This window comes from Microcoleus sp. MON1_C1, assembly GCF_036701945.1.
Lineage (GTDB): Bacteria > Cyanobacteriota > Cyanobacteriia > Cyanobacteriales > Microcoleaceae > Microcoleus.
Genome location: NZ_JAUBRO010000014.1, coordinates 71,815 through 91,787 on the forward strand (window position 1 = coordinate 71,815; position 19,973 = coordinate 91,787).

The 19,973-nt window shown below is 46.5% G+C and carries 17 protein-coding genes; 10 read left to right on the top strand and 7 right to left on the bottom strand.

Annotated features, from left to right (window positions below):
* Nucleotides 1-101: 101 nt before the first annotated feature.
* On the bottom strand, nt 102-2,774 hold the full coding sequence (locus tag QUA62_RS10250; RefSeq protein WP_333403754.1) for a VIT domain-containing protein: 2,673 nt from the start codon (nt 2,772-2,774) through the stop codon (nt 102-104).
* Between the two features lie 344 nt (nt 2,775-3,118).
* On the opposite strand from QUA62_RS10250, the gene QUA62_RS10255 reads away from it, so the two are divergent.
* The 3 genes from QUA62_RS10255 (at nt 3,119) to QUA62_RS10265 (ending at nt 7,032) form a co-directional block, all read left to right on the top strand.
* Nucleotides 3,119-4,066 (top strand): Rpn family recombination-promoting nuclease/putative transposase, encoded by a 948-nt coding sequence (locus tag QUA62_RS10255; RefSeq protein WP_333403755.1) that lies wholly within the window; start codon nt 3,119-3,121, stop codon nt 4,064-4,066.
* Nucleotides 4,067-4,472: 406 nt separating this feature from the next.
* Nucleotides 4,473-6,131: a CTP synthase gene (locus QUA62_RS10260; RefSeq protein WP_333218613.1), complete on the top strand. Its 1,659-nt coding sequence runs from the start codon at nt 4,473-4,475 to the stop codon at nt 6,129-6,131.
* A 478-nt stretch (nt 6,132-6,609) separates the two neighbouring features.
* Entirely contained in the window at nt 6,610-7,032 is a 423-nt protein-coding gene (locus QUA62_RS10265) for a hypothetical protein (protein WP_333403757.1), read from the top strand.
* Nucleotides 7,033-7,202: 170 nt separating this feature from the next.
* Here the strand turns inward: QUA62_RS10265 and QUA62_RS10270 are convergent, their stop codons facing one another.
* From QUA62_RS10270 to QUA62_RS10285, 4 genes are all read right to left on the bottom strand, one after another.
* Nucleotides 7,203-8,090 (bottom strand): ROK family protein, encoded by an 888-nt coding sequence (locus QUA62_RS10270; RefSeq protein ID WP_333403759.1) that lies wholly within the window; start codon nt 8,088-8,090, stop codon nt 7,203-7,205.
* Between the two features lie 224 nt (nt 8,091-8,314).
* On the bottom strand, nt 8,315-9,022 hold the full coding sequence (locus QUA62_RS10275) for a tetratricopeptide repeat protein (RefSeq protein ID WP_333403761.1): 708 nt from the start codon (nt 9,020-9,022) through the stop codon (nt 8,315-8,317).
* A gap of 140 nt (nt 9,023-9,162) precedes the next feature.
* Nucleotides 9,163-10,386, bottom strand: coding sequence for a murein transglycosylase A (locus QUA62_RS10280; RefSeq protein ID WP_333403763.1), 1,224 nt, complete (start codon nt 10,384-10,386; stop codon nt 9,163-9,165).
* Entirely contained in the window at nt 10,379-10,633 is a 255-nt protein-coding gene (locus QUA62_RS10285) for a hypothetical protein (protein WP_006635668.1), read from the bottom strand. The genes QUA62_RS10280 and QUA62_RS10285 overlap by 8 nt, the downstream gene beginning before the upstream one ends.
* Before the next feature lie 349 nt (nt 10,634-10,982).
* On the opposite strand from QUA62_RS10285, the gene QUA62_RS10290 reads away from it, so the two are divergent.
* The 3 genes from QUA62_RS10290 to carB all read left to right on the top strand — a co-directional run bounded on the left by QUA62_RS10290 (nt 10,983) and on the right by carB (nt 15,267).
* A complete protein-coding gene (locus QUA62_RS10290; protein WP_333403765.1) occupies nt 10,983-11,111 on the top strand; it encodes a hypothetical protein in 129 nt (42 codons plus the stop codon).
* A 91-nt stretch (nt 11,112-11,202) separates the two neighbouring features.
* Entirely contained in the window at nt 11,203-11,442 is a 240-nt protein-coding gene (locus tag QUA62_RS10295; protein WP_333403767.1) for a hypothetical protein, read from the top strand.
* Nucleotides 11,443-11,955: 513 nt separating this feature from the next.
* The gene (carB, locus tag QUA62_RS10300; RefSeq protein ID WP_333403814.1) at nt 11,956-15,267 is read left to right on the top strand and encodes a carbamoyl-phosphate synthase large subunit; all 3,312 of its coding nucleotides are present in this window, start codon (nt 11,956-11,958) and stop codon (nt 15,265-15,267) included.
* A 286-nt stretch (nt 15,268-15,553) separates the two neighbouring features.
* Here the strand turns inward: carB and QUA62_RS10305 are convergent, their stop codons facing one another.
* The gene (locus tag QUA62_RS10305) at nt 15,554-15,808 is read right to left on the bottom strand and encodes a DUF6737 family protein (protein WP_333403769.1); all 255 of its coding nucleotides are present in this window, start codon (nt 15,806-15,808) and stop codon (nt 15,554-15,556) included.
* Nucleotides 15,809-15,860: 52 nt separating this feature from the next.
* Nucleotides 15,861-16,463 (bottom strand): Uma2 family endonuclease, encoded by a 603-nt coding sequence (locus tag QUA62_RS10310; protein ID WP_333403771.1) that lies wholly within the window; start codon nt 16,461-16,463, stop codon nt 15,861-15,863.
* Between the two features lie 244 nt (nt 16,464-16,707).
* Between QUA62_RS10310 and QUA62_RS10315 the strand changes: the two genes are divergently transcribed.
* From QUA62_RS10315 to QUA62_RS10330, 4 genes are all read left to right on the top strand, one after another.
* Nucleotides 16,708-17,370: a VWA domain-containing protein gene (locus tag QUA62_RS10315; RefSeq protein WP_190737639.1), complete on the top strand. Its 663-nt coding sequence runs from the start codon at nt 16,708-16,710 to the stop codon at nt 17,368-17,370.
* A gap of 176 nt (nt 17,371-17,546) precedes the next feature.
* Nucleotides 17,547-18,320 (top strand): PP2C family serine/threonine-protein phosphatase, encoded by a 774-nt coding sequence (locus QUA62_RS10320; protein WP_333403773.1) that lies wholly within the window; start codon nt 17,547-17,549, stop codon nt 18,318-18,320.
* A gap of 38 nt (nt 18,321-18,358) precedes the next feature.
* The gene (locus QUA62_RS10325) at nt 18,359-19,030 is read left to right on the top strand and encodes a hypothetical protein (protein WP_333403775.1); all 672 of its coding nucleotides are present in this window, start codon (nt 18,359-18,361) and stop codon (nt 19,028-19,030) included.
* 151 nt (nt 19,031-19,181) lie between these two features.
* Entirely contained in the window at nt 19,182-19,874 is a 693-nt protein-coding gene (locus QUA62_RS10330; RefSeq protein WP_333403777.1) for a hypothetical protein, read from the top strand.
* Nucleotides 19,875-19,973: the final 99 nt, after the last annotated feature.

Below are 19,973 nucleotides of genomic sequence, written 5' to 3' on the forward strand. Positions count from 1 at the left end.
CAATCTCTTAATAAAGATTTTATCTCTTCCTCGCGGTAGCGATCGCCCTTTCGGTATTTTTGAATTAAAAGTTAATGTTTTGTGACATAGATAGTCCTTGCTTAACGATCGACCGTTATTCGCAACTTCAGGCGCAGCGTGCCCTTGAACCCTGCAGGAGGTTGCCAGGAACTCATGGCTCTCTTGAGAGTCTCTACGGCGTCTGTTGCTTGCAGCGTTGAGGTTTTAGTGTCGATCGCCACTCGGGCAACGCGGCCGTCTTGTACCGATAACTCCCACACCGTTTCACCGCTAACCCCCGCCGGGAGATTAACCGATTGCAGGTATTGAGTCAAAGCGGCGAGTGCCCCGGCATCCAACCCTTCGGCGCTAACTACTTGAAGGCGAGAAGCCAAAGGCTTCTGGGGTTGCAACTCACCGTAACCGGGCTGCTGCGGCACAGGAGCTGGACTCACCGGTGCCGAGTTGCGATTCGAGGTAACGCTGCGAGAGCCACCTCTAGTTTGCTCAGCCCCCTCCGACTGGAAAATACCTTCATAGCTGACACCCTGCGGCAATTCCACAGGCACTTGCACTCGACGACGAGTTCCATCTGCTTCAACTCGCACTTCTTCGCTCACAGCCACAAAAGCCGTGTATTCCGACAGCAAGCGATAAGTCAGAGCAGTATTAGTCACAGCTTCCACCAGAGATTTAGTCTCACCACCAAACATTTGATTCATTAAATCTTTAATGCGCGATCGCCCCCAAAGTTGAGCTACCGCCGGATTGCCAAAATCCGTAGCCCCTGCTGCGACTGAAGTTGACTCCCGCTGCCGCCCGCCGGATTGAGCAAAATTAACAGGTAAAACTTGCTCGTAAGCTTTGCCGCCGGCAAGAGTGCCGCGAATGCGAAGTTGGCCGTTAGTTCGATCGGTCTTTTTGCCAAACAAAACCAGCGGCCCACTCGCAAACAAGTCTGGGGGTGCGATCGGATAAATCTGCGGTTTTTCCCCCATTCCTTCCCAACTAATTTGAATATTAGTCAATACCGGACTATTAATTTCACGAAAAAACTTTTCTGCCGCTTCTGCCGACGGTTCATCTTGACGAATTACCTGAGAAGTGCCTCTTCCCACTTCCGCCAAACGGTTAATCAAAAACCGATTCACCGAACCGCCGACCCCAAAACTATAAAGTCGATTTCCCGGTTTCAGACTCTGTTGAACCCGCCCTAGCACTTCATTTTCATTACCAATGTAACCGTCAGTAATTAATACAATACTCCGCAGCCTTCCCGTTGCCGGAGCCGGAAAATTCATCACTGCTTGAATGCCGTTAAGCAATTCACTGCCACCGTTAGCCTGCAACTTTTCGATATAATTAATTGCTTTTAGCCGATTTTCGGGAGTATTTGCTAAAGGAGTTGTTGAAAGCGCTGTCGCAGTATTGGCAAAATCAATAATAGTAAAAGTATCGTTGGGATTCAGCCCTTGAATGAAGCGGCGCATCAACTCCTTAGATTTTGCCAGCGGTTCGCCCTGCTGAGAACCGGAAGTATCCATCAGAAACACGACATCTTTGGGTACAATTTCATTAGTTTTGTAGTTTAATGCCGGAATCAAATAAGTAGCAAAATGACCGCCCCGCTGGTCCGATTGAGTCAAAATAGTTGCCCGAGTGTTTTCGCCCGCGACTCGATAGCGCAAAATTAAATCTTTATTGGGAATTGTGTCAGAATTGGCTAATTGGACTTGTACAATATTGCCGCTGCGGTCAGTTGTAATTTGATGCGAAGTAGAGCGGACATCGCCGATCGCAACGCCGGCATCTATTTCTACCGAAACAGCGATATTGTGACCCGATCGTGTTCCCGGAGGCAAAACAGGCGGGTTAATGCGATCGGCATCGGTATTAACCCCCCCCTGCCCCCCCCTTAGCAAGGGGGGGAATTGAGAATCGCCCCCCCTTACTAAGGGGGGGTTGGGGGGGGTCGAATTTCTCACCCCTGAAGACTCAGAACGATCGCCCCCCCTTACTAAGGGGGGGTTGGGGGGGGTCGAATTTCTCGCCCCTGAAGACTCAGAACGATCGCCCCCCCTTGCTAAGGGGGGGGTCGAATTTCCCGAAATATAGCGCGGCCCTACCACCATTGGAAACACAAATTCATAATCGCCGCCGGCAAACTTGAGACTTTCCGTGTAGCGAATCGTAACTTCAATTTTTTCTCCGGGTTTGATATTAGCGAGAGACTGAGTAAAAATATTGGATCGTTCTTGTTCCAACAAACCCGCACTCCGGCCTTGCTTTCTGGCTTGTTCGTAAATTTCCAAAGCTTCCTCGCGCAGTTTGATATCAGCTTTAATAGTTCGTGAGCCTATTTTAATTTCCATATCGTCCACCGCCGCTTCGTCGGGCAAAGGAAATATATAAACAGCTTCTATAGATTCAGGAAAAGGATTTTCAAACTTCTGAACAACTTCGACGCGGGAGATATTGCCAGCTATTTTGGCTTTAACTTCAGTCTGCTTGAGAGGAAAGACTTGTTCTGAGGTCGTATTTGGAGTTTTGACGAACAAACCGCCGACTGGACACCGATTTTGTGCAGATCGCGACCCATTGCAATTAACATCGTTACTAGCGAGGATTTTCGGCGACACAGACGAATAATTTTCCCCAGGAGCTTTTGCCCGCGCCGTATTTGGAGCGAGCCACGCGCCACACTCGATGGCTGCGAGCAATGCGATACCAGCAGAAAGCAACCGTTGAGGGGATAGAACGCAGACAAACTTCATAGCTGTTTTTTTTTAGCAGACTTGAGGTGCTTTGTTTACCATGACTTTACGCTTCGCGAAACGTTCCTGAGTTAGCTTTCTGGGAAAAATGACTGAGCGCGTAGGGCTGATTTTAGATTTTAGATTTTAGATTTTAGATTGACTCGCCTAGGGGCGGACTGGGCGCTGGAACTTTTGTCGAAGCCATGATTGCTCAGGGCGACTGCTGTCGGCCGCTCGATCCGTATTTGGGTGAGGTCGGTTGGGGCGATCGTCGGCGAACCCAACCTAGAAGATTGTATGATAGTTAAATAATTAAATAACTCTAACCTCAACCTCTCAAGCTCTAATAAATTGAAATTGCCATGAATTTTATTAACCCCAAAACCGACTTTGCCTTTAAAAAAATCTTTGGGTCTGCTGAGAGTAAGGAAATTTTGATTAGTTTCTTGAATGCCATGCTCTACGAAGCACAGCCAGTCATCGAAGATTTAGAAATTATTGACCCTTATTTAGCTCCCAAAATCAAAGGAGTCAAAGATACTTACTTGGATGTCAAAGCTAAGATTGATGGCAACAAAACGGTAATTATTGAAATGCAAGTATTGAATGTAGAGTCATTCGAGAAGCGGATTTTATACAATGCCACTAAAGCTTATTCAATGCAGCTAACCACAGGAAGCCGTTACAGCTTGTTAAACCCTGTGATTGCTCTGACGATTACCGATTTTCAAATGTTTGAGCATCTGGAAACAGTGATTTCGCGCTTTGTTTTCAAAAAAAAAACTTTTTTAACCGACTATCTAGCTGATGAATTTGAACTTGTGTTTGTTGAATTGCCAAAATTTGACAAGACATTACAGGAGTTAGAAACGCTGACAGATAAGTGGATATATTTTATGAAAACTGCTCAAATTTTACGGTCGGTTCCCGAAGAGTTGGGAAATGTGCCGGAACTCCGACAGGCTTTTGCAATTGCGAATGAAGCGAATCTCGCTCCTGATGAATTGGAAGATTTAGAAAGGCGAGAAATTTTTATTCAAGACCAGCGCGGTGCAATTACCAAAGCTACCAGAATAGGAATTGAACAAGGCATCGAACAAGGCATCGAACAAGGTATCGAACAAGGCATCAAACAAGGAAAGTTGGAGTTAGTTGTGCGGCTGTTGGAGCGCCGTGTCGGCCCGTTGTCGTCGGAGATTCAAACTCGCATCAGTCAGTTATCCGCTGAGCAATTAGAGAATTTAGGAGAGGCCGTCTTAGAGTTGGCCAGTGTGTCAGATTTGACAGATCGGTTACAGAGATATTTTTGAGGAAGGGAAAAGAAGTCTTGGTGAAGGTGGTTTTCTCAAAAGATCGATCGCCCTTGATATCATTTCCGGTTACACCGGAATGATGTTGACGGTTGACTGTTGACTGTTGACTGTTGACGCCGTGAACAGTCAACAGTCAACAGTGAACTCGAATTTACTATTCCGATGCTAACGGATTTGATATGACTGGTATCCGCCCAAAGCGAACTGATGAACAATCAACCGTTTTGAAATTGGCCCACCAGCTCAAAACCCCTGCAAACCGCCCGATCGAGCAAATGGGCTACTCGTCGTATCCCCAGCCGTATTTGAGAAATGGTCAAACACTGCTGGACAATTTTTGATTTTAGCTCTTAGAGTTGAGTGTTACCTTCTTAAATGAGAAAGATCTAAAGTCGAAAATCCTATGAGCAAATTTGTGTTTGTGACCGGCGGCGTGGTTTCCAGCATCGGCAAGGGAATTGTCGCTGCTTCCTTGGGCCGCCTATTGAAGTCGCGGGACTATTCGGTCTCGATTTTGAAACTAGACCCCTATATTAACGTTGACCCCGGCACTCTCAGCCCGTTTCAGCACGGAGAAGTCTTCGTGACGGAAGACGGTGCGGAAACTGACCTGGATTTGGGGCACTACGAGCGTTTTACCGATACTTCCATGTCTCGCCTCAACAGCGTCACCACGGGTTCCATTTATCAAGCGGTAATCAACAAAGAACGCCGCGGCGAGTATCAGGGGAGTACGGTGCAGGTGATTCCGCACATCACTAACGAAATTAAAGAGCGAATTCACCGAGTAGCAAAAAATACTAATCCCGATGTCGTGATTACGGAAATCGGCGGAACGGTGGGAGATATTGAATCTTTGCCGTTTTTGGAGGCAATTCGGCAGTTTCGCAAGGATGTCGGCCGGCAAAATGTTGTGTATATGCACGTCACGCTGATACCTTGGATTCCTTCGGCTGGGGAGATGAAAACTAAACCGACTCAGCATTCGGTGAAGGAATTGCGGTCGATCGGCATTCAACCAGATATTTTAGTCTGTCGGTGCGATCGCCCGCTGTCTTTGGGCATGAAACAGAAATTGTCGGAATTCTGCAACGTGCCCGAAGAATGTGTCATCACCGCTCAAGATGCCAAAAGTATCTACGAAGTGCCGCTGATGATGGAACAGGAAGGTTTAGCGGAACAAAGCATCAATTTGCTGCAACTCGAACCGCGCCGCCCCGATTTGACTCAGTGGCAAACCTTAGTCAAGCGGCTTTACAATCCTAACCACAAGATTGATATTGCTTTGGTGGGCAAATACGTGCGGTTGAACGATGCTTATCTTTCGGTGGTCGAAGCTTTGCGACACGCAGCAATCTCGATCGGCTGCGACCTGAATTTGCACTGGATTAACTCAGAAGATTTAGAATCGGGAAACATCGAAAGTTATCTCAAAGATATCAAGGGCATTCTTGTGCCCGGAGGTTTTGGGGTTCGGGGAGTAGACGGCAAAATAGCGGCGATCGAATATGCCAAACACCATAAAATACCCTTTTTGGGATTGTGTTTGGGGATGCAGTGTGCTGTGATTGAATGGGCGCGCAACATCGCCCAACTAGAGGATGCCAACAGCGCTGAATTTAACCCAGATACCGCAAATCCGGTAATTAATTTATTGCCAGAACAGCTAGATGTAGTTGATTTGGGCGGTACAATGCGACTGGGTTTATATCCGTGCCGTGTCAACCCAGACACCCTCGCTTTCAAACTTTATCAGAAAGAAGTGATTTACGAGCGGCACCGCCACCGGTACGAATTTAACAACGCCTACCGCAATCTTTTCTTAGAATCAGGTTATGCAGTCTCCGGGACATCTCCCGACGGCCGATTGGTAGAAATGATCGAATTGCCCAACCATCCCTTTTTCATAGCCTGTCAATTTCACCCCGAATTCCAATCTCGACCTAGCGCCCCCCACCCCTTGTTTCAGGGGTTTATCGAGGCGGCGAGCGTGCAGGGAAATCAGGATTTTTTAGATGCTCAGGGGCGCGACTTGGTGGCCGGGAAACTTGCAGGAAACTGATCTCATATCATGTTCGATCGATTAGTTCTGATATATTAGATGTCTGTAGGGGCGGGTGAGAGTACACCATATTCAAATCAGGCAGACAATGGATCGTACTCTCACCCGCCCAACCCAACAATCGGATTTGATTCGGGTCGCACTTACCGGACATGATATCGGGCAGCATTCTCAACCCGTGAAAAATCTCACCCCTGAGCCCTAGCATAGGGGTTGGGGGATAGTACCCGAAGGGAGAAGGCAAAAGGCAGAAGGTAGAAGGCAGAAGGCAGATGGTAAAAATGCTGATATTTTTACTTAACTTTTTAGCTTTGATTTCAAAGGTGATACCAGTAAAAAAAAATGCCACTTTAGGCAGGTTCCAAACCCTGATAGTCATCAGTCATGCCCAATCTAAAATCTAAAATCTAAAATCTAAAATGGTATGAGTTGTCAAACTATCCTAAAATACCAGGAAACACAGGTTTGAGGAGGCTTTGTGGCTTATTGGAGCAAAATTACTTATGAGAAAAGTACATACATAATTGACCTTGACACTATTAGTGCTTTTTCTAGCGAACTGGATAACAAGCGTCTCACCTTTTGGCTGCCTAATAGCAGTCAGCCGATTATCCTCAATCCCCAAGGCAATTATGAGGCTTACAAGCAAGTTCTCGATTACCTCAAAAAAACCCTCGATCGCAATTCTAAAGGATCGTGGATTAAAATTCATTATGACCGCAAAGAATTTGCGATCGATATGAGTCGAATTAGCTCTTTTGCTTGCGAACAAAACGGTCGGCTAAGCTTTTGCCTGCCTGACAGCGCAACTAATATTGTTATCCTCCGCCAAAGCAACCCGGAAACTTATCAAGAAATTCAGGAATACATTAAAAATACGACGGGACAATCTCTGCCATGAAGCAGTCATTAGTCATTAGTCATTAGTTAGAAGCATGAACAATGAAGGGAGACTATGTTGAGTAACTCCTCACATTCATTTTATTTTTTTTGAGCTAAAGTGCTTAGGTTGCACCGTAATTTTAGATATGAAAAAAGCGCAGTAAAATGCGCTAGTTTTTTAAATTTTAACTATTGAACAAGCTGCCAAGCTAATTTGGCTGCCCCTACCATGCCTGCTTGATTTCCCAATTCAGCAACCAATAACTGCAAATCTTCGCGAGAACTAGGCAGAACCCGCCGCTCAATTTCTTCTCGAACCTGCGGCAAGAAAAATTCAGCACCTGCACTAATTCCACCGCCGATAATAATAGCTTCCGGCGTCAAAATATAAATGAGACTTGCCAAACCGATACCCAGATAGCGCCCGTAATTTTGCCAAAATTCTAAAGCTTTGGCATCTCCCGACTTAGCTAAATTGGCTAATTCTATAGGTTCCAAACCCGTTTCCCGGCGAATTGCCTGCACCGAAACGTACTGTTCTAAAGAACCGCGATTGCCGCTGTTGCATTCCGGGCCGTCGGGATTTATAGTAATCAATCCTAGTTCTCCGGCCGCGCCTTGAGGACCTACAAATAGTTTGCCGTCTAGGATAACTGCACCCCCGACTCCCGTACCTAAAGTTATTAAAATTAGGTCTTTAAAGTGCCTTCCTGCGCCCAACCAAGCTTCTCCCAATCCGGCACAGTTGGCATCATTTGCTAAGATGGTCGGCAGTCCGGTTTTAGCTTCCACCCAGTCAGCGAGGGGGACGTTATGCCAGTTTTTGAGGTTAATTGCTACTCTGGCTATGCGGCCGGCGGCGTCTGCGGGGCCTGGAGTGCCGATGCCGATCGCACTTACAGCATTTTCCACAGGATTCAGTTGTAAAATAGCATCGGTCATTGTAGCTAAAACGGCTTCTGGCGTTGCCGGTTGAGGAGTTGGAACAGTTAAGGATTGATGACAAATGCCGTCTTCGCCGAATCTGCCGAGTTTAATTGCGGTTCCGCCTAAGTCAATGCCGATTACTTGTGTCATTCGATGTGGGTTTTGGATGCAATAATTTGGGACTAATTTTAATAGTATAAACCTATTGTAGGTGCGCCTAACACACCTTACAAATTAAGTTGGTACTGAGGACTGAATTCCTCAAACTTCTCTTTTAAATGTATGATAATTAGCCAGGAAAACAGGCATTAATTATTAATAGTATCATGTCGCTCGCCATACCTAGAAAAAATTATGGATACAAGCGAGTCCGCCTATTTAATTTCGCCTAACTTACGTTGCGCTACCTCTCGGTTGTGCAAAGCATCGTGGTAGTCTGGTTTGAGAGCAATTGCCTGATTATAAGATGCGATCGCCTCTTCAAATCTTCCTAAATTATACTGCTCATTCCCTCGAACGCACCACGCCTCAGCATCTACATTAACTTCCGATTCTGCCTCCGCACCCTCAGCGCCTCTGCGGTTCACTTCCCCAGAAAAACCCAAACCATCCCCAACAAACACCGCCTCAATCACCCTTCCCTTTGTATCCTCCTCCTCAACCTCCGGCAGCGGAAATCGTGTCAATATCTCCCGCCCAATTTGCCTCGCAACCTCTGACAACTCCCCGCTGCCAATTCTACCTAACAATACCAGCCGCTGCGCCAATTCCTGAAGCGATGCCACCGCATCCGTAGCAGCGGTGTCATCATTTTCGCCCTCTAACAATCTTTTCCCAAACCGTCGCAACCAAGCCGCTAATTCACCATCTTTAAGGCGTTTTGCGATTAAGAATCCCGCTACATCCCCGCGACTCCAACCGACATTCACTCCTTCGAGAATTTCCATGAATTTCGACTCGTATTCAGCGTCAGTTAAGGTTGGGCGGATGGTGGTATTTTCTGAAGGCGGGGTGGGCGGGGTTGGGGTTCCCAATATTCGCTGAATTAGTCGTTTGAAGAATTGCCAAATTTTGTTTAGCATTTGTGCGGTTGGGAGGGTGGGTATTTTCTATTTTATAGCAATTTACATAGAGATTGTCGGCGATAATATCTATAGGGACACGGCAGTGCCGTGTCCGGGATTGCAACGCACAGCAAACAATCACATCAAGTAGAATTAATCTACTTTAAAAGCGGATAATACAGTTCTCCTGTCGAGTTGATAAAACCGGCCCGATCGCCCGCTAAATCCCCCGTTCCCATAAATACGTCAACTCTCCCCGCGCCTTTGATTGCACCGCCGGTATCCTGATCCAAAACGTAGCGATTTACCGCATTTTGTTCGAGTTGTCCCGCCGCATTCGGGTAAGGGAGTTTTGTACTAATTAATGCTAGTGCGCCAGGGGGCATTAAAGCTTTATCGGTGGCGATCGACCTTTCGGCAGTTACTGGCACTCCAATGCTTCCTGTGGCTGGAACTCCATTAGTATCCCGGAAGAATACAAAGCTTTCATTTTTCGGCAAATATTTGTTCATATCTCCGGGAAAGTTGGTGAAATATTCCCTTAGTTTCGGCAAATTTAACTCTTCTAAAGTAAACTTTCCGTCTTTAACTAATTCTCGCCCGACTCCTGTATAACTGTGACTCGTTTTGCCTGCAAAACCGACTGTCATGACGCTACCATCTGTTAGCTGCAATCTCGCCGAACCTTGGACGTGCACGAGAAATGCCTGGAAGCGATCGCGCAACCAAACTAATTCTAATCCCCGCAGCAATCCTTTACTTGCCTGCAAAGCATCTTCGCCTTCTAATTGCAATCTTGTCGGGTGAGGTTTCGGCCAAGATGCCATGTTTGGCGGCATCCGGTACAGGGGATAACGGTATTCGGAATTAGGCGTGCGAGATGCTGCGTAAGTCGGCTCGAAATAACCTGTAAATGCGACTGTTCCTTTGCCATCTTTGCCCGTGGATTTGTAAAATACAAATTCGCGCTTGACCGATTCCTGGAGTTGTGCAGGGGTTGTGGAACTGACAACTAATTGGCGGAATCGATCGAGAGAACGCCGAACTCGATCGCGCGTAACTCCTGCGACTGGATAGCGGCTGTAAGCAGTGGCGGCGGCCGATGTATTGAGATAGCGGAGGCTGTTGTCCATCGACTTTAACAGCAATTCCCGATCGCCCGGTTTGCCATTTTCGCCCCAGATTTGAGCGTCAAAGGCGATATCATCCGACTCGCCAGCTTGCAATTGATTTAGACTAATTGGTTGCAGTGGCGGGGCTGCAACGGCGGGCACCGAAAAAGCGATCGCCAAAACGCAACAGGCGATGGCTAATAGCTGATAGCGAAAAATCTTGCTCAATTTCCAATCTTTCCTACTCAATTGATACTTTTCCTTATTCATCGTATCGTTCGACGCTAGAAGTAAATACCGGTTCTACGCGAATTGCGAGAACGCTGGTAGGCCGAACTACCATGTATTCGCCTTGAATATTTTTGATCGGGACATTAACAAATTCTGACGAATCTTGTTTGGGAACCAGAGTTTTATACCACTGTTGAAAATCTTGCAGCGTTGAAAAACGGATTTCTTCGCGGTGGCCGCCTTCAAGCAGCAGGTGCACGGAATATTCGCTGGGAGTTCTAGGCATAGGAGATAGGGAGAGTTGTTGGAGGACAATCTAAAATCTAAAATCTAAAATCTAAAATTGATGTGGTTGCCCTCAAGCAGCAGGTGCAGGGAATATTCGCACTTGTGTTCTAGGCATATCTGTATTTTAGATTTTTGATTTTAAGCTTTTGGAACGATTCCATATTTTACCCCTTCCTCGGCGCATTCCCTCATCTAGTAGGTTGGATTGAGGGAGAGGGAGAGACTGGGAGACGGGGAGAGTGCGAGAGTTGTTGCAGGAAAATCTCAATCTAAAATCTAAAATCTAAAATCTAAAATCGATTGACGGCGGCCCCCATCTGCGGCTACGCTGTGAAATTAAGGCTGCTTTGCTCAAAGAGGAAGCAGCCCGCGTCGCTCAAAAATCTAGTTGCACTGCCCAAAGCTGCTACCAACAGCAATGGACAGCTAACCGCCAAACTGATTACGCCAGTATGGAGGCTAATGGAGAATTTTAACACTCTGTGTAGCCGCCCTGCTCTGTGTTAACGTGCGGGGCGGCTGGGTTTTTGGGTTTTCCTAGAAAACCAAAAACCAGGAGACCATATTATGTCACAGGAATTCGTACCTGACGATAACTTGTCCGCGCGTCCAAATTCCGACTCAGCAGTATCGGAACAGGAAGTCGTGCGGATAACGGTTGTCGGTTCCCGCGCAGCCGTGTTAGAAACCATCCACACCTTGTACCGACTGGGATTTGCCCAAGTCGGGGATTGGAGTCCGCCACAGCGAGGCGCACAGCCGGGACAAGTGATAAGCGTACTCATTCGCCGATCGCGCAAAGCTTAAAAATAGGCTGAAATACGCTAGGGACACGGCAATGCCGTGTCTTCAATCGCCGCGGCTACATAGCTGGATCTCTGATTGTCACATCCTCGGAGGGTGATGGCGTCCCGCCCCGCAAGCTACGGGAAATTTCATCATCCAACCCGGTTAATTCTACCCGTTCCCCAGAGTCAGGACACGGTTTGGCTGAAGTCTCTACAATGATTAATCAGGCGGAATACCGGGATTGTGTATTTTAGAACACGATTTGACCGCAACACTTAAAATAGTCTTGATTTACCGATCGACCGCACCCTTTTCTCATCAATATTTCTGGTTAGCTGGGGGTGTCTGTCAGCCGGAGTTGCGAGGTTCTGCTTCCAAAATGCTGAGAATGGTGCACAATTTCAAATTAACAACAAAACTTGCACTATTTTGAGTAAGCTTTGGGGGGAACAGCTCAGAAAGCCTGTTTCTAAGACTGATGCAAAATATCAAATTAATCCTCCACCTTGTCCAATTACCAATTACGAACCTATGCCCCGTCGTCAAGACTTAAAAAAAATTCTTCTCATTGGTTCCGGCCCAATTGTTATCGGTCAAGCGTGCGAATTTGACTATTCAGGGACACAAGCTTGCAAAGCTTTGCGAGAAGAAGGTTTTGAAGTAGTGTTGGTCAATTCCAACCCTGCAACGATTATGACCGATCCGGAAACTGCCGATCGCATTTACATCGAACCTCTAACGCCGGCCATCCTCGAACAAATCATTGCTAAAGAAAGACCTCAAGCAATTTTACCGACAATGGGCGGTCAAACGGCGCTAAATTTAGCAGTTGCAGTCGCTAAAAATGGCGTTTTAGAAAAGTACAATGTCGAGTTGATTGGTGCTAAATTGCCAGCAATTGAAATGGCAGAAGATCGGCTATTATTTAAGGAAGCGATGGCGCGAATTGGCGTCGCAGTTTGCCCTTCGGGAATTGCTAACACTCTCGACGAAGCCAAAGCAATTGGTCACCAAATCGGCAGTTATCCGTTAATTATTCGTCCTGCTTTTACAATGGGAGGGACGGGAGGTGGCATTTCTTACAATCAAGAAGAGTTTGAAGAAATGGCCCAAGGCGGGATTGATGCCAGTCCAGTATCGCAAATTTTGATCGAACAATCTTTGATTGGTTGGAAAGAGTACGAACTCGAAGTAATGCGAGATTTGGCAGATAATGTGGTGATTATTTGTTCGATCGAGAATCTCGACCCGATGGGCGTCCACACCGGCGATTCTATCACCGTCGCCCCGGCGCAAACTCTTACAGACAAAGAATATCAGCGCCTGCGGGATGCTTCGGTGAAAATTATCCGCGAAATCGGAGTTGAAACCGGCGGTTCCAATATTCAATTTGCCGTCAATCCTGTCAACGGAGATTTCATCGTTATTGAAATGAATCCTCGGGTTTCCCGTTCCTCCGCCTTGGCCTCGAAAGCAACGGGTTTCCCCATTGCAAAAATGGCGGCAAAATTAGCGGTAGGTTACAGCCTAGACGAAATTTCCAACGATATTACCAAGAAAACTCCGGCGTCTTTTGAGCCGACAATTGACTACGTGGTGACGAAGATTCCCCGATTTGCCTTTGAAAAGTTTCCCGGTTCCGAACCGACTCTGACAACGCAAATGAAGTCTGTTGGGGAGGTAATGGCGATCGGGCGCAGCTTCAACGAATCCTTCCAAAAAGCCCTGCGGGGATTGGAAACAGGCCGCGCAGGTTTCGGGTGCGACAAACCGGAAAAGTTGCCGAGTTTGGAACAAATTCGCGCCGGATTGCGGACGCCAAATCCCGATCGGATTTTTACAGTTCGCCACGCGATGATGATGGGAATGTCGGTGGAAGATATCTTCGAGTTTACAGGAATCGATCCTTGGTTTTTGGATAAAATGCAGGAATTGCTGGAAACTGAGAAGTTCTTGAAACGAACGCGGTTGGACCAGTTGACAAAAGAGACAATGTTTGAAGTAAAGCAGTTGGGATTTAGCGATCGCCAAATTGCTTACGCCACCAAAACATCGGAAGATCAAGTCCGCGCTTACCGCAAACAGTTAGGCGTAATTCCGATTTACAAAACAGTCGATACCTGTGCCGCTGAATTTGAAGCGTTTACACCGTATTATTATTCCACCTACGAAGCGGGAGCGGCAATTTGGGAATTGGGCGATGAAGAAAAGAAAGTTTCGCCTGTAGGCCACAGTCTCGCACCGGAGTCGGAAGTTTTGCCTTCTACCAAGCGAAAAGTGATGATTTTAGGTGGCGGGCCGAACCGGATCGGTCAGGGAATTGAGTTTGATTACTGCTGCTGTCACGCTTCCTATTCCCTAGGAGAAGACGGCTTTGAGACAATTATGGTCAACTCAAACCCGGAGACGGTTTCGACGGATTATGATACGAGCGATCGCCTGTATTTTGAACCGCTAACAAAAGAAGATGTTCTCAACATCATCGAAGCCGAAAATCCAGAAGGAGTAATTATTCAGTTTGGCGGCCAAACGCCGCTGAAATTAGCGGTTCCTTTACAAAAATCTCTGGAAAATCACCCCGATGTACAAACAAAAATCTGGGGAACTTCGCCGGATTCCATTGATACTGCAGAAGACAGGGAGCGATTTGAAAAGATTCTGCGGGAATTGGATATTCAGCAAGCTGCTAACGGTTTAGCCCGCAGTTTTGAGGATGCTTTAATAGTAGCTCAACGGATCGGTTATCCGGTAGTGGTGCGACCGAGTTACGTATTAGGCGGGCGAGCCATGGAAATTGTTTATTCCGATACGGAATTGGAACGTTACATGACCTATGCCGTGCTGGTAGAACCCGATCATCCGATTTTAATTGATAAGTTCTTGGAGAACGCGATCGAGGTTGATGTAGATGCGATCGCCGATGTTACTGGTAATGTGACGATCGGCGGTATTATGGAGCACATCGAGGAAGCGGGAATCCACTCCGGCGACTCTGCTTGTTCTATCCCTTACCAAACGCTTTCTGATGCAGCTTTGGCAACAATCCGTCGCTGGACTGTAGAATTAGCAAAATCCCTGAAAGTAATCGGGTTGATGAATATTCAATTTGCTGTTCAAGGGGAAGAAGTTTTCATCTTGGAAGCTAACCCGCGCGCTTCTCGGACAGTACCTTTTGTGTCCAAGGCGATCGGAGTTCCCTTAGCAAAAATGGCCTCGCGAGTCATGTCTGGCAAAACTCTAGAAGCTTTGGGTTTTACTGAAGAGATTATACCCACTCATGTTTCGGTAAAAGAAGCTGTATTGCCCTTTGCTAAGTTCCCGGGCGCTGATACCTTGTTAGGGCCAGAAATGCGATCGACCGGCGAAGTCATGGGAATTGACACTGATTTTGGCAAAGCCTTTGCCAAAGCTCAACTCGGCGCGGGACAAATGATGCCGCTGTTTGGAACCCTGCTGGTTTCGATGCGCGATCGCGACAAACTAGCAGTTGTACCCGTTGTCAAGGAATTCTTAGAATTGGGTTTCAGAGTAGTCGCAACTCACGGGACACGCAAAGTTTTGCGAGAGCAAGGTTTAGAGGTAGATTTGGAATTAAAACTGCACGAAGGGCGGCCGAATTTGTTGGATTCGATCAAGAATGAGAAAATTCAACTAATTATCACCACACCTTCCGGCGAAGAATCCCGAGCCGACGGAATCTTTATCCGCCGCACAGCTTTGACTTACAAAATCCCGATTATTACGACAATAGCCGGTGCCAAAGCGACAGCAGCGGGAATTCGATCGCTCAAATCCCACCCGATGGAAGTAAAAGCAATTCAAGACTATTACCCGCAAACCTAGACTGCGAAACACCCTATGTTTAGGGTGTGCAGGGCGCACTATTAGTGTCAACTTAAGCTTTTAGTCCGCCAGTCCTCTCGCTCACCCGGCACTCCGCCAGGGAATGAATTCCCTGTCTTATAGCGAAAGTCCTCTCAAAGAGGACTGAAGAACTCATTAGTCCTCATAGCGAGGACTTTCGCTTGGAGGTTCTTGTTGAAACCCCTGCCGGACAGAGGGTTTAACGTTAAGTTCACACCAATGACCGCGCACCTTATCCTAAACATAAGGTGCGCGTCACCAAAACCTAATCTGCATCGGAATCCAAAACTCCGCTAGACAGCATCAACCTCGGCCAAACTAACAAGAAAAAACCCATCCAAGCTAATAAAGGAAGCGCGACTAAAACAGTTATCCAAACAGTTTTTAATAAAAACCAACTACCGCTAATCAGGCTAGTACCAGTTAAAAGAATCGACCAAGGCTGACACCACCAAGGTTTGTAACTCCAAGGGCTAATAGCTTTTTGATCGGAAAGTTTTTTATCAGAAAGAGATTTCATATTTTCAGTTATTTTTTATGGAGAATAGTCTGGCTAGCTGGATTAACCGAAGTTAAACATTCATCACCTCTTCTGCTGTCAGGGTTAATTCGGGAAAAGTCCGCGACACAATTCGTTCACTGCCCTTGAACGCGCTTCTTTGATAGTTGCCCTCTGCATCTAAAAGGTGGACAAATACAGTTGGAACTTTGGGATTTCCCAGAAATTCCCTGCTACCAATTGCTAAATAATCGACAATCCAATACTCAGGAATTCCGAGGCGCCGATCTTCGTCCAATTTGTCTATATAATCGTCCTCCCAATTTGTTGATGTTACTTCCACAGCCAATTGAATTGGTTCTCGTAAGGCAGAATAAGCAGAACGGTTCGATCGCCACAAATCAGGCTCGATTACGCTGACATCCGGTCTCCGCCCTTGTTCGATGCCGGCTTTACTTACAGTTCTGATAACGGCGGTATTTTTGACTACATAATTTAAACTTAGCCGTTTAATTTGATCTTTAAATGAGTCAGACGTAAAATCAGCAACATCATCATGATTTCTTGTGGAATTCCTCTCTACAATTTCTCCATTTACCAGTTCATAGAGTCCATCTTCTGGACATTCTACAAGGAATTGGTCAAAGGTTAATTTCTGTGTGACTGTTGCAATCATAAGATTTATCCTTATTTTGCAGTAATACTATTAGTCTATATTACCACAGGCCGGAAGAAATTTGTTTTTTTGACGGCAGACATCCAATTCTCAAATCTAAAATATACAATCAAAAATCTAAAATCGATTCACGTAAATGGTAAAATGCGATCGCCCTAGCAATTTGCACTTAAATTTGTTACTGACTTGATAGAGTAAAGTAACAAACCTAGAAATCGAGCCACTCCCAGGTCAACCCCGAACCATGAGACTAGACGAAGCCGTAGAATTTGCCGAAAACCCAGAGCCGCGCTGTCCCTGCGTCCTCCTGCTGGACACCTCCGGCTCCATGCAAGGCGCACCCATAGATGCCTTGAATGAGGGGCTGGAAATCTTTAGGAATGACCTAATTAAAGACGAACTAGCTAAAAAGCGAGTCGAAGTCGCGATTATTTCATTTGACAATCATATCAAAGTCGTGCAAGACTTCGTGACCGCCGACCAGTTCGAGACGCCACTGCTGACAGCTCAAGGACAAACCCACATGGGCGCAGGCATTCAGCAAGCGCTAGACACCATTGCCGCCCGCAAATCCGAATACCGCAACAACGGCATTACCTACTACCGCCCGTGGGTATTCATGATTACCGACGGCGAACCTCAAGGCGAATCCGACGATGTGGTGGAAATAGCAGCACAGCGGATTAAAGAGGAAGAAACTAACAAGCGCGTGGCATTTTTTGCAGTCGGAGTGGAAGGTGCTAATATCCCCCGTCTCGCGCAAATTGTCGAGCGCACGCCTGTAAAATTGAGAGGATTAGACTTTAGAGAGATGTTCATCTGGCTGTCGGCTAGTATGCAGAGAGTTTCTCACTCAAAAATTGATGAACAAGTAGCACTGCCACCACCCGGATGGGGAACTGTTTAGTTATTAGTTGGAAGTCATTGGTCATTAGTAAGTGACAAGCGCTAAGGTGCGGTGTGCATGGAGCCCTACATAATAAGTAAGGTGTGGTGTGCATCGCCACCTAATTAGGGATAAATAAACCCGTCCAGAGTTTGCATAGTTGTGAATTTACGAAGTTTTGAGTTAAAGAGTTATTAATGCAGAATTCATCCTTCAATTGGCAAGTTGTAGCGGCATCGGTGATAGGTACGAGCCACGAAAAAAGATCGCAGCCCTGTCAAGATGCCCACTGCTGGCGTCTCTTGCCGAACGGTGTTTTGGTAGCCGCAGTTGCCGACGGCGCGGGCTCGGCAGCACTCGCAGAAGTTGGGGCGAAAATTGCTGTGGAAGCGGTTGTTGAAACGATTTGCCAGCAACAGGAAAGGCTGCCTCAACATGACGACGAATGGCAAGTATTCTTGACAGCATCACTGCAAGTCGCGCGGGCGCAGGTGGAAGCAGAAGCGGCTGTGCGGGAAGTGGCTGCGAGAGATTTAGCCTGCACTTTAATTGCGGTTGTTGCGACGCCGGAATTAATCGCAGTTGCTCAAATCGGCGACGGTGCGGCGGTAGCAGGTGACAGTGTAGGAAATGCGATCGGCCTGACTGTACCTCCATGCGGCGAATACATCAACGAAACTATCTTTTTGATTTCGCCAAATGCGATCGAAACAGCGCAATTTCAGGTACTGCGGGAAAAACTGCGGCACTTGGCAGTTTTTTCCGACGGCTTGCAAATGCTAGCTCTCAAAATCCCGGAAGGCACGCCGCACGGGCCGTTTTTTGCGCCTTTGTTTCGGTTTTCTGGCGAGTGGAAAGAAGAGGAAGATGCGAAACAGCAGTTAGAGTCATTTTTGCGATCGCCCCGCGTTTCCGAACGCACCGATGATGACTTAACATTATTGTTAGCAACTTTTTCGAGTAATGTCTGATTTGTTCAAATCAACTTACAAAAGCCGGATAAAAAGTTATGACAGCTCCACGAATTAGTGCCAGAAGCTTGTTGCGAGAAACATTTGCTACTACGGGGCCTCTATACGCTCCCCTGTTGATAATCAACTCTCCCAGTTTGATATTTGCCGCGCTCAATAGTTTGGGCAAGCTAGGTTCAGCAGGTGTTGCCTTCAATATTATCTACTGGTTCGTGGCACTTCCTTTGTTGTCGGGAGCCATGATTTTCTACACTTACCGAAGTTTGACAAAAAATAACGTAACTGTGGGTCAGGCTTTCAATCAAGCAAACAGAAGATTGCTGCCACTCATTGGGGTTTATATTATGTGTTTCCTGCTGGTGTTCGCTGGCTGCATTGCACTAATAATTCCCGGGCTTTATGTATCATATCGCTTAATATTTTCATTGTACGCTACCGTCATTGATAACTCTTCGGTGATCGACAGTCTTAGCAGCAGTTGGGAATTAACTAAAGGGCGCTGGTGGCTGGTATTTCGATCGTATTTTCTGATACTTTTTGTTGTTTTCGTGCCAATATTGTTGATTGTCCTATTAATCAGTTCGACGGGAAATTTGCTAGCATCTAAGCTTGTGGCTAATGTACTCGGATTTTTAGCCGGATCGTTGATGAATGTTTATTTGGTTTTATTGTACCTGCGCCTGCGGGCATCGGCAGCAACTATTCAATAGACATCTCCTAAAGATCAAGTCAAGGGCTGTCAGGATACCTACCCCTGAACAATTGTTGGAAATGTCTAATGAGCGGTGAAAATTTGGCGCGGTTCTATAATAAAATCGAGGTGTCAACAATTCTGCTTTAGTTTGTACAGTAGGTCGTCGTTTGCAAGCACAAGAGATTAAGGATAAGCTCAACTCCCTAATTAGCGCAGCAGATCCAATAGATCCCAGTTTGGCGAGAAGATTGGATGAAATCAATCGCTGGGTGAAAGATGTTAAACCCGGTTCGCTAACGGCTAAAAAATTTGTGATGGCTTTTTTGCTGCAGCTTATCCGAGATTCTCAGGTTTGGCTGGCCGTTCAATCTCTACCTTCGGAAATAGAAAAAAAAGCCGCTTTTGAGTTAATGACTCCTGGGGAAAGGTATTGGTACAGCTATCTATTTCCTAAATGGCTGAGCGAAACCGATCGCAAATTTTACATCTGGAAACAAAAACTAAAAGCCGGTAAATTCGATCCGGGTGACGATCTCGTCATTCGTGCGATCGCAGCCCGAATTGTCGATCGCCAAGGCACTGTTTTGTATCGATATGTTGCCGATCTTTCTATGGCAACCGATTCCATCGTTAGCAGCCGCCAACAGCAGCCCCTCTGCATTCAAGTGACTACTCTTTCGGATGAATTCTCTGAACAAAAATATCATAATTGGCAACAAACTCTTCAAGATTGGGGGATTGACAGAGGATTATTTTTAAGTTATGATAAAAATGATGCAAATTTCTTGAACCAGTTAGTTAACATTGCATTATATAATAGTGATAATTTGCCCGCAGGTCGTTACCTCAAGTTCCCGTAAATCAAGCAGATATGCTGCTGAGAATAGTTCGACTGCTCCCAACTCGGTGAAAAAGAAATTTTGACTAACTCACATATTGCACCATTCTCGACAATGCCA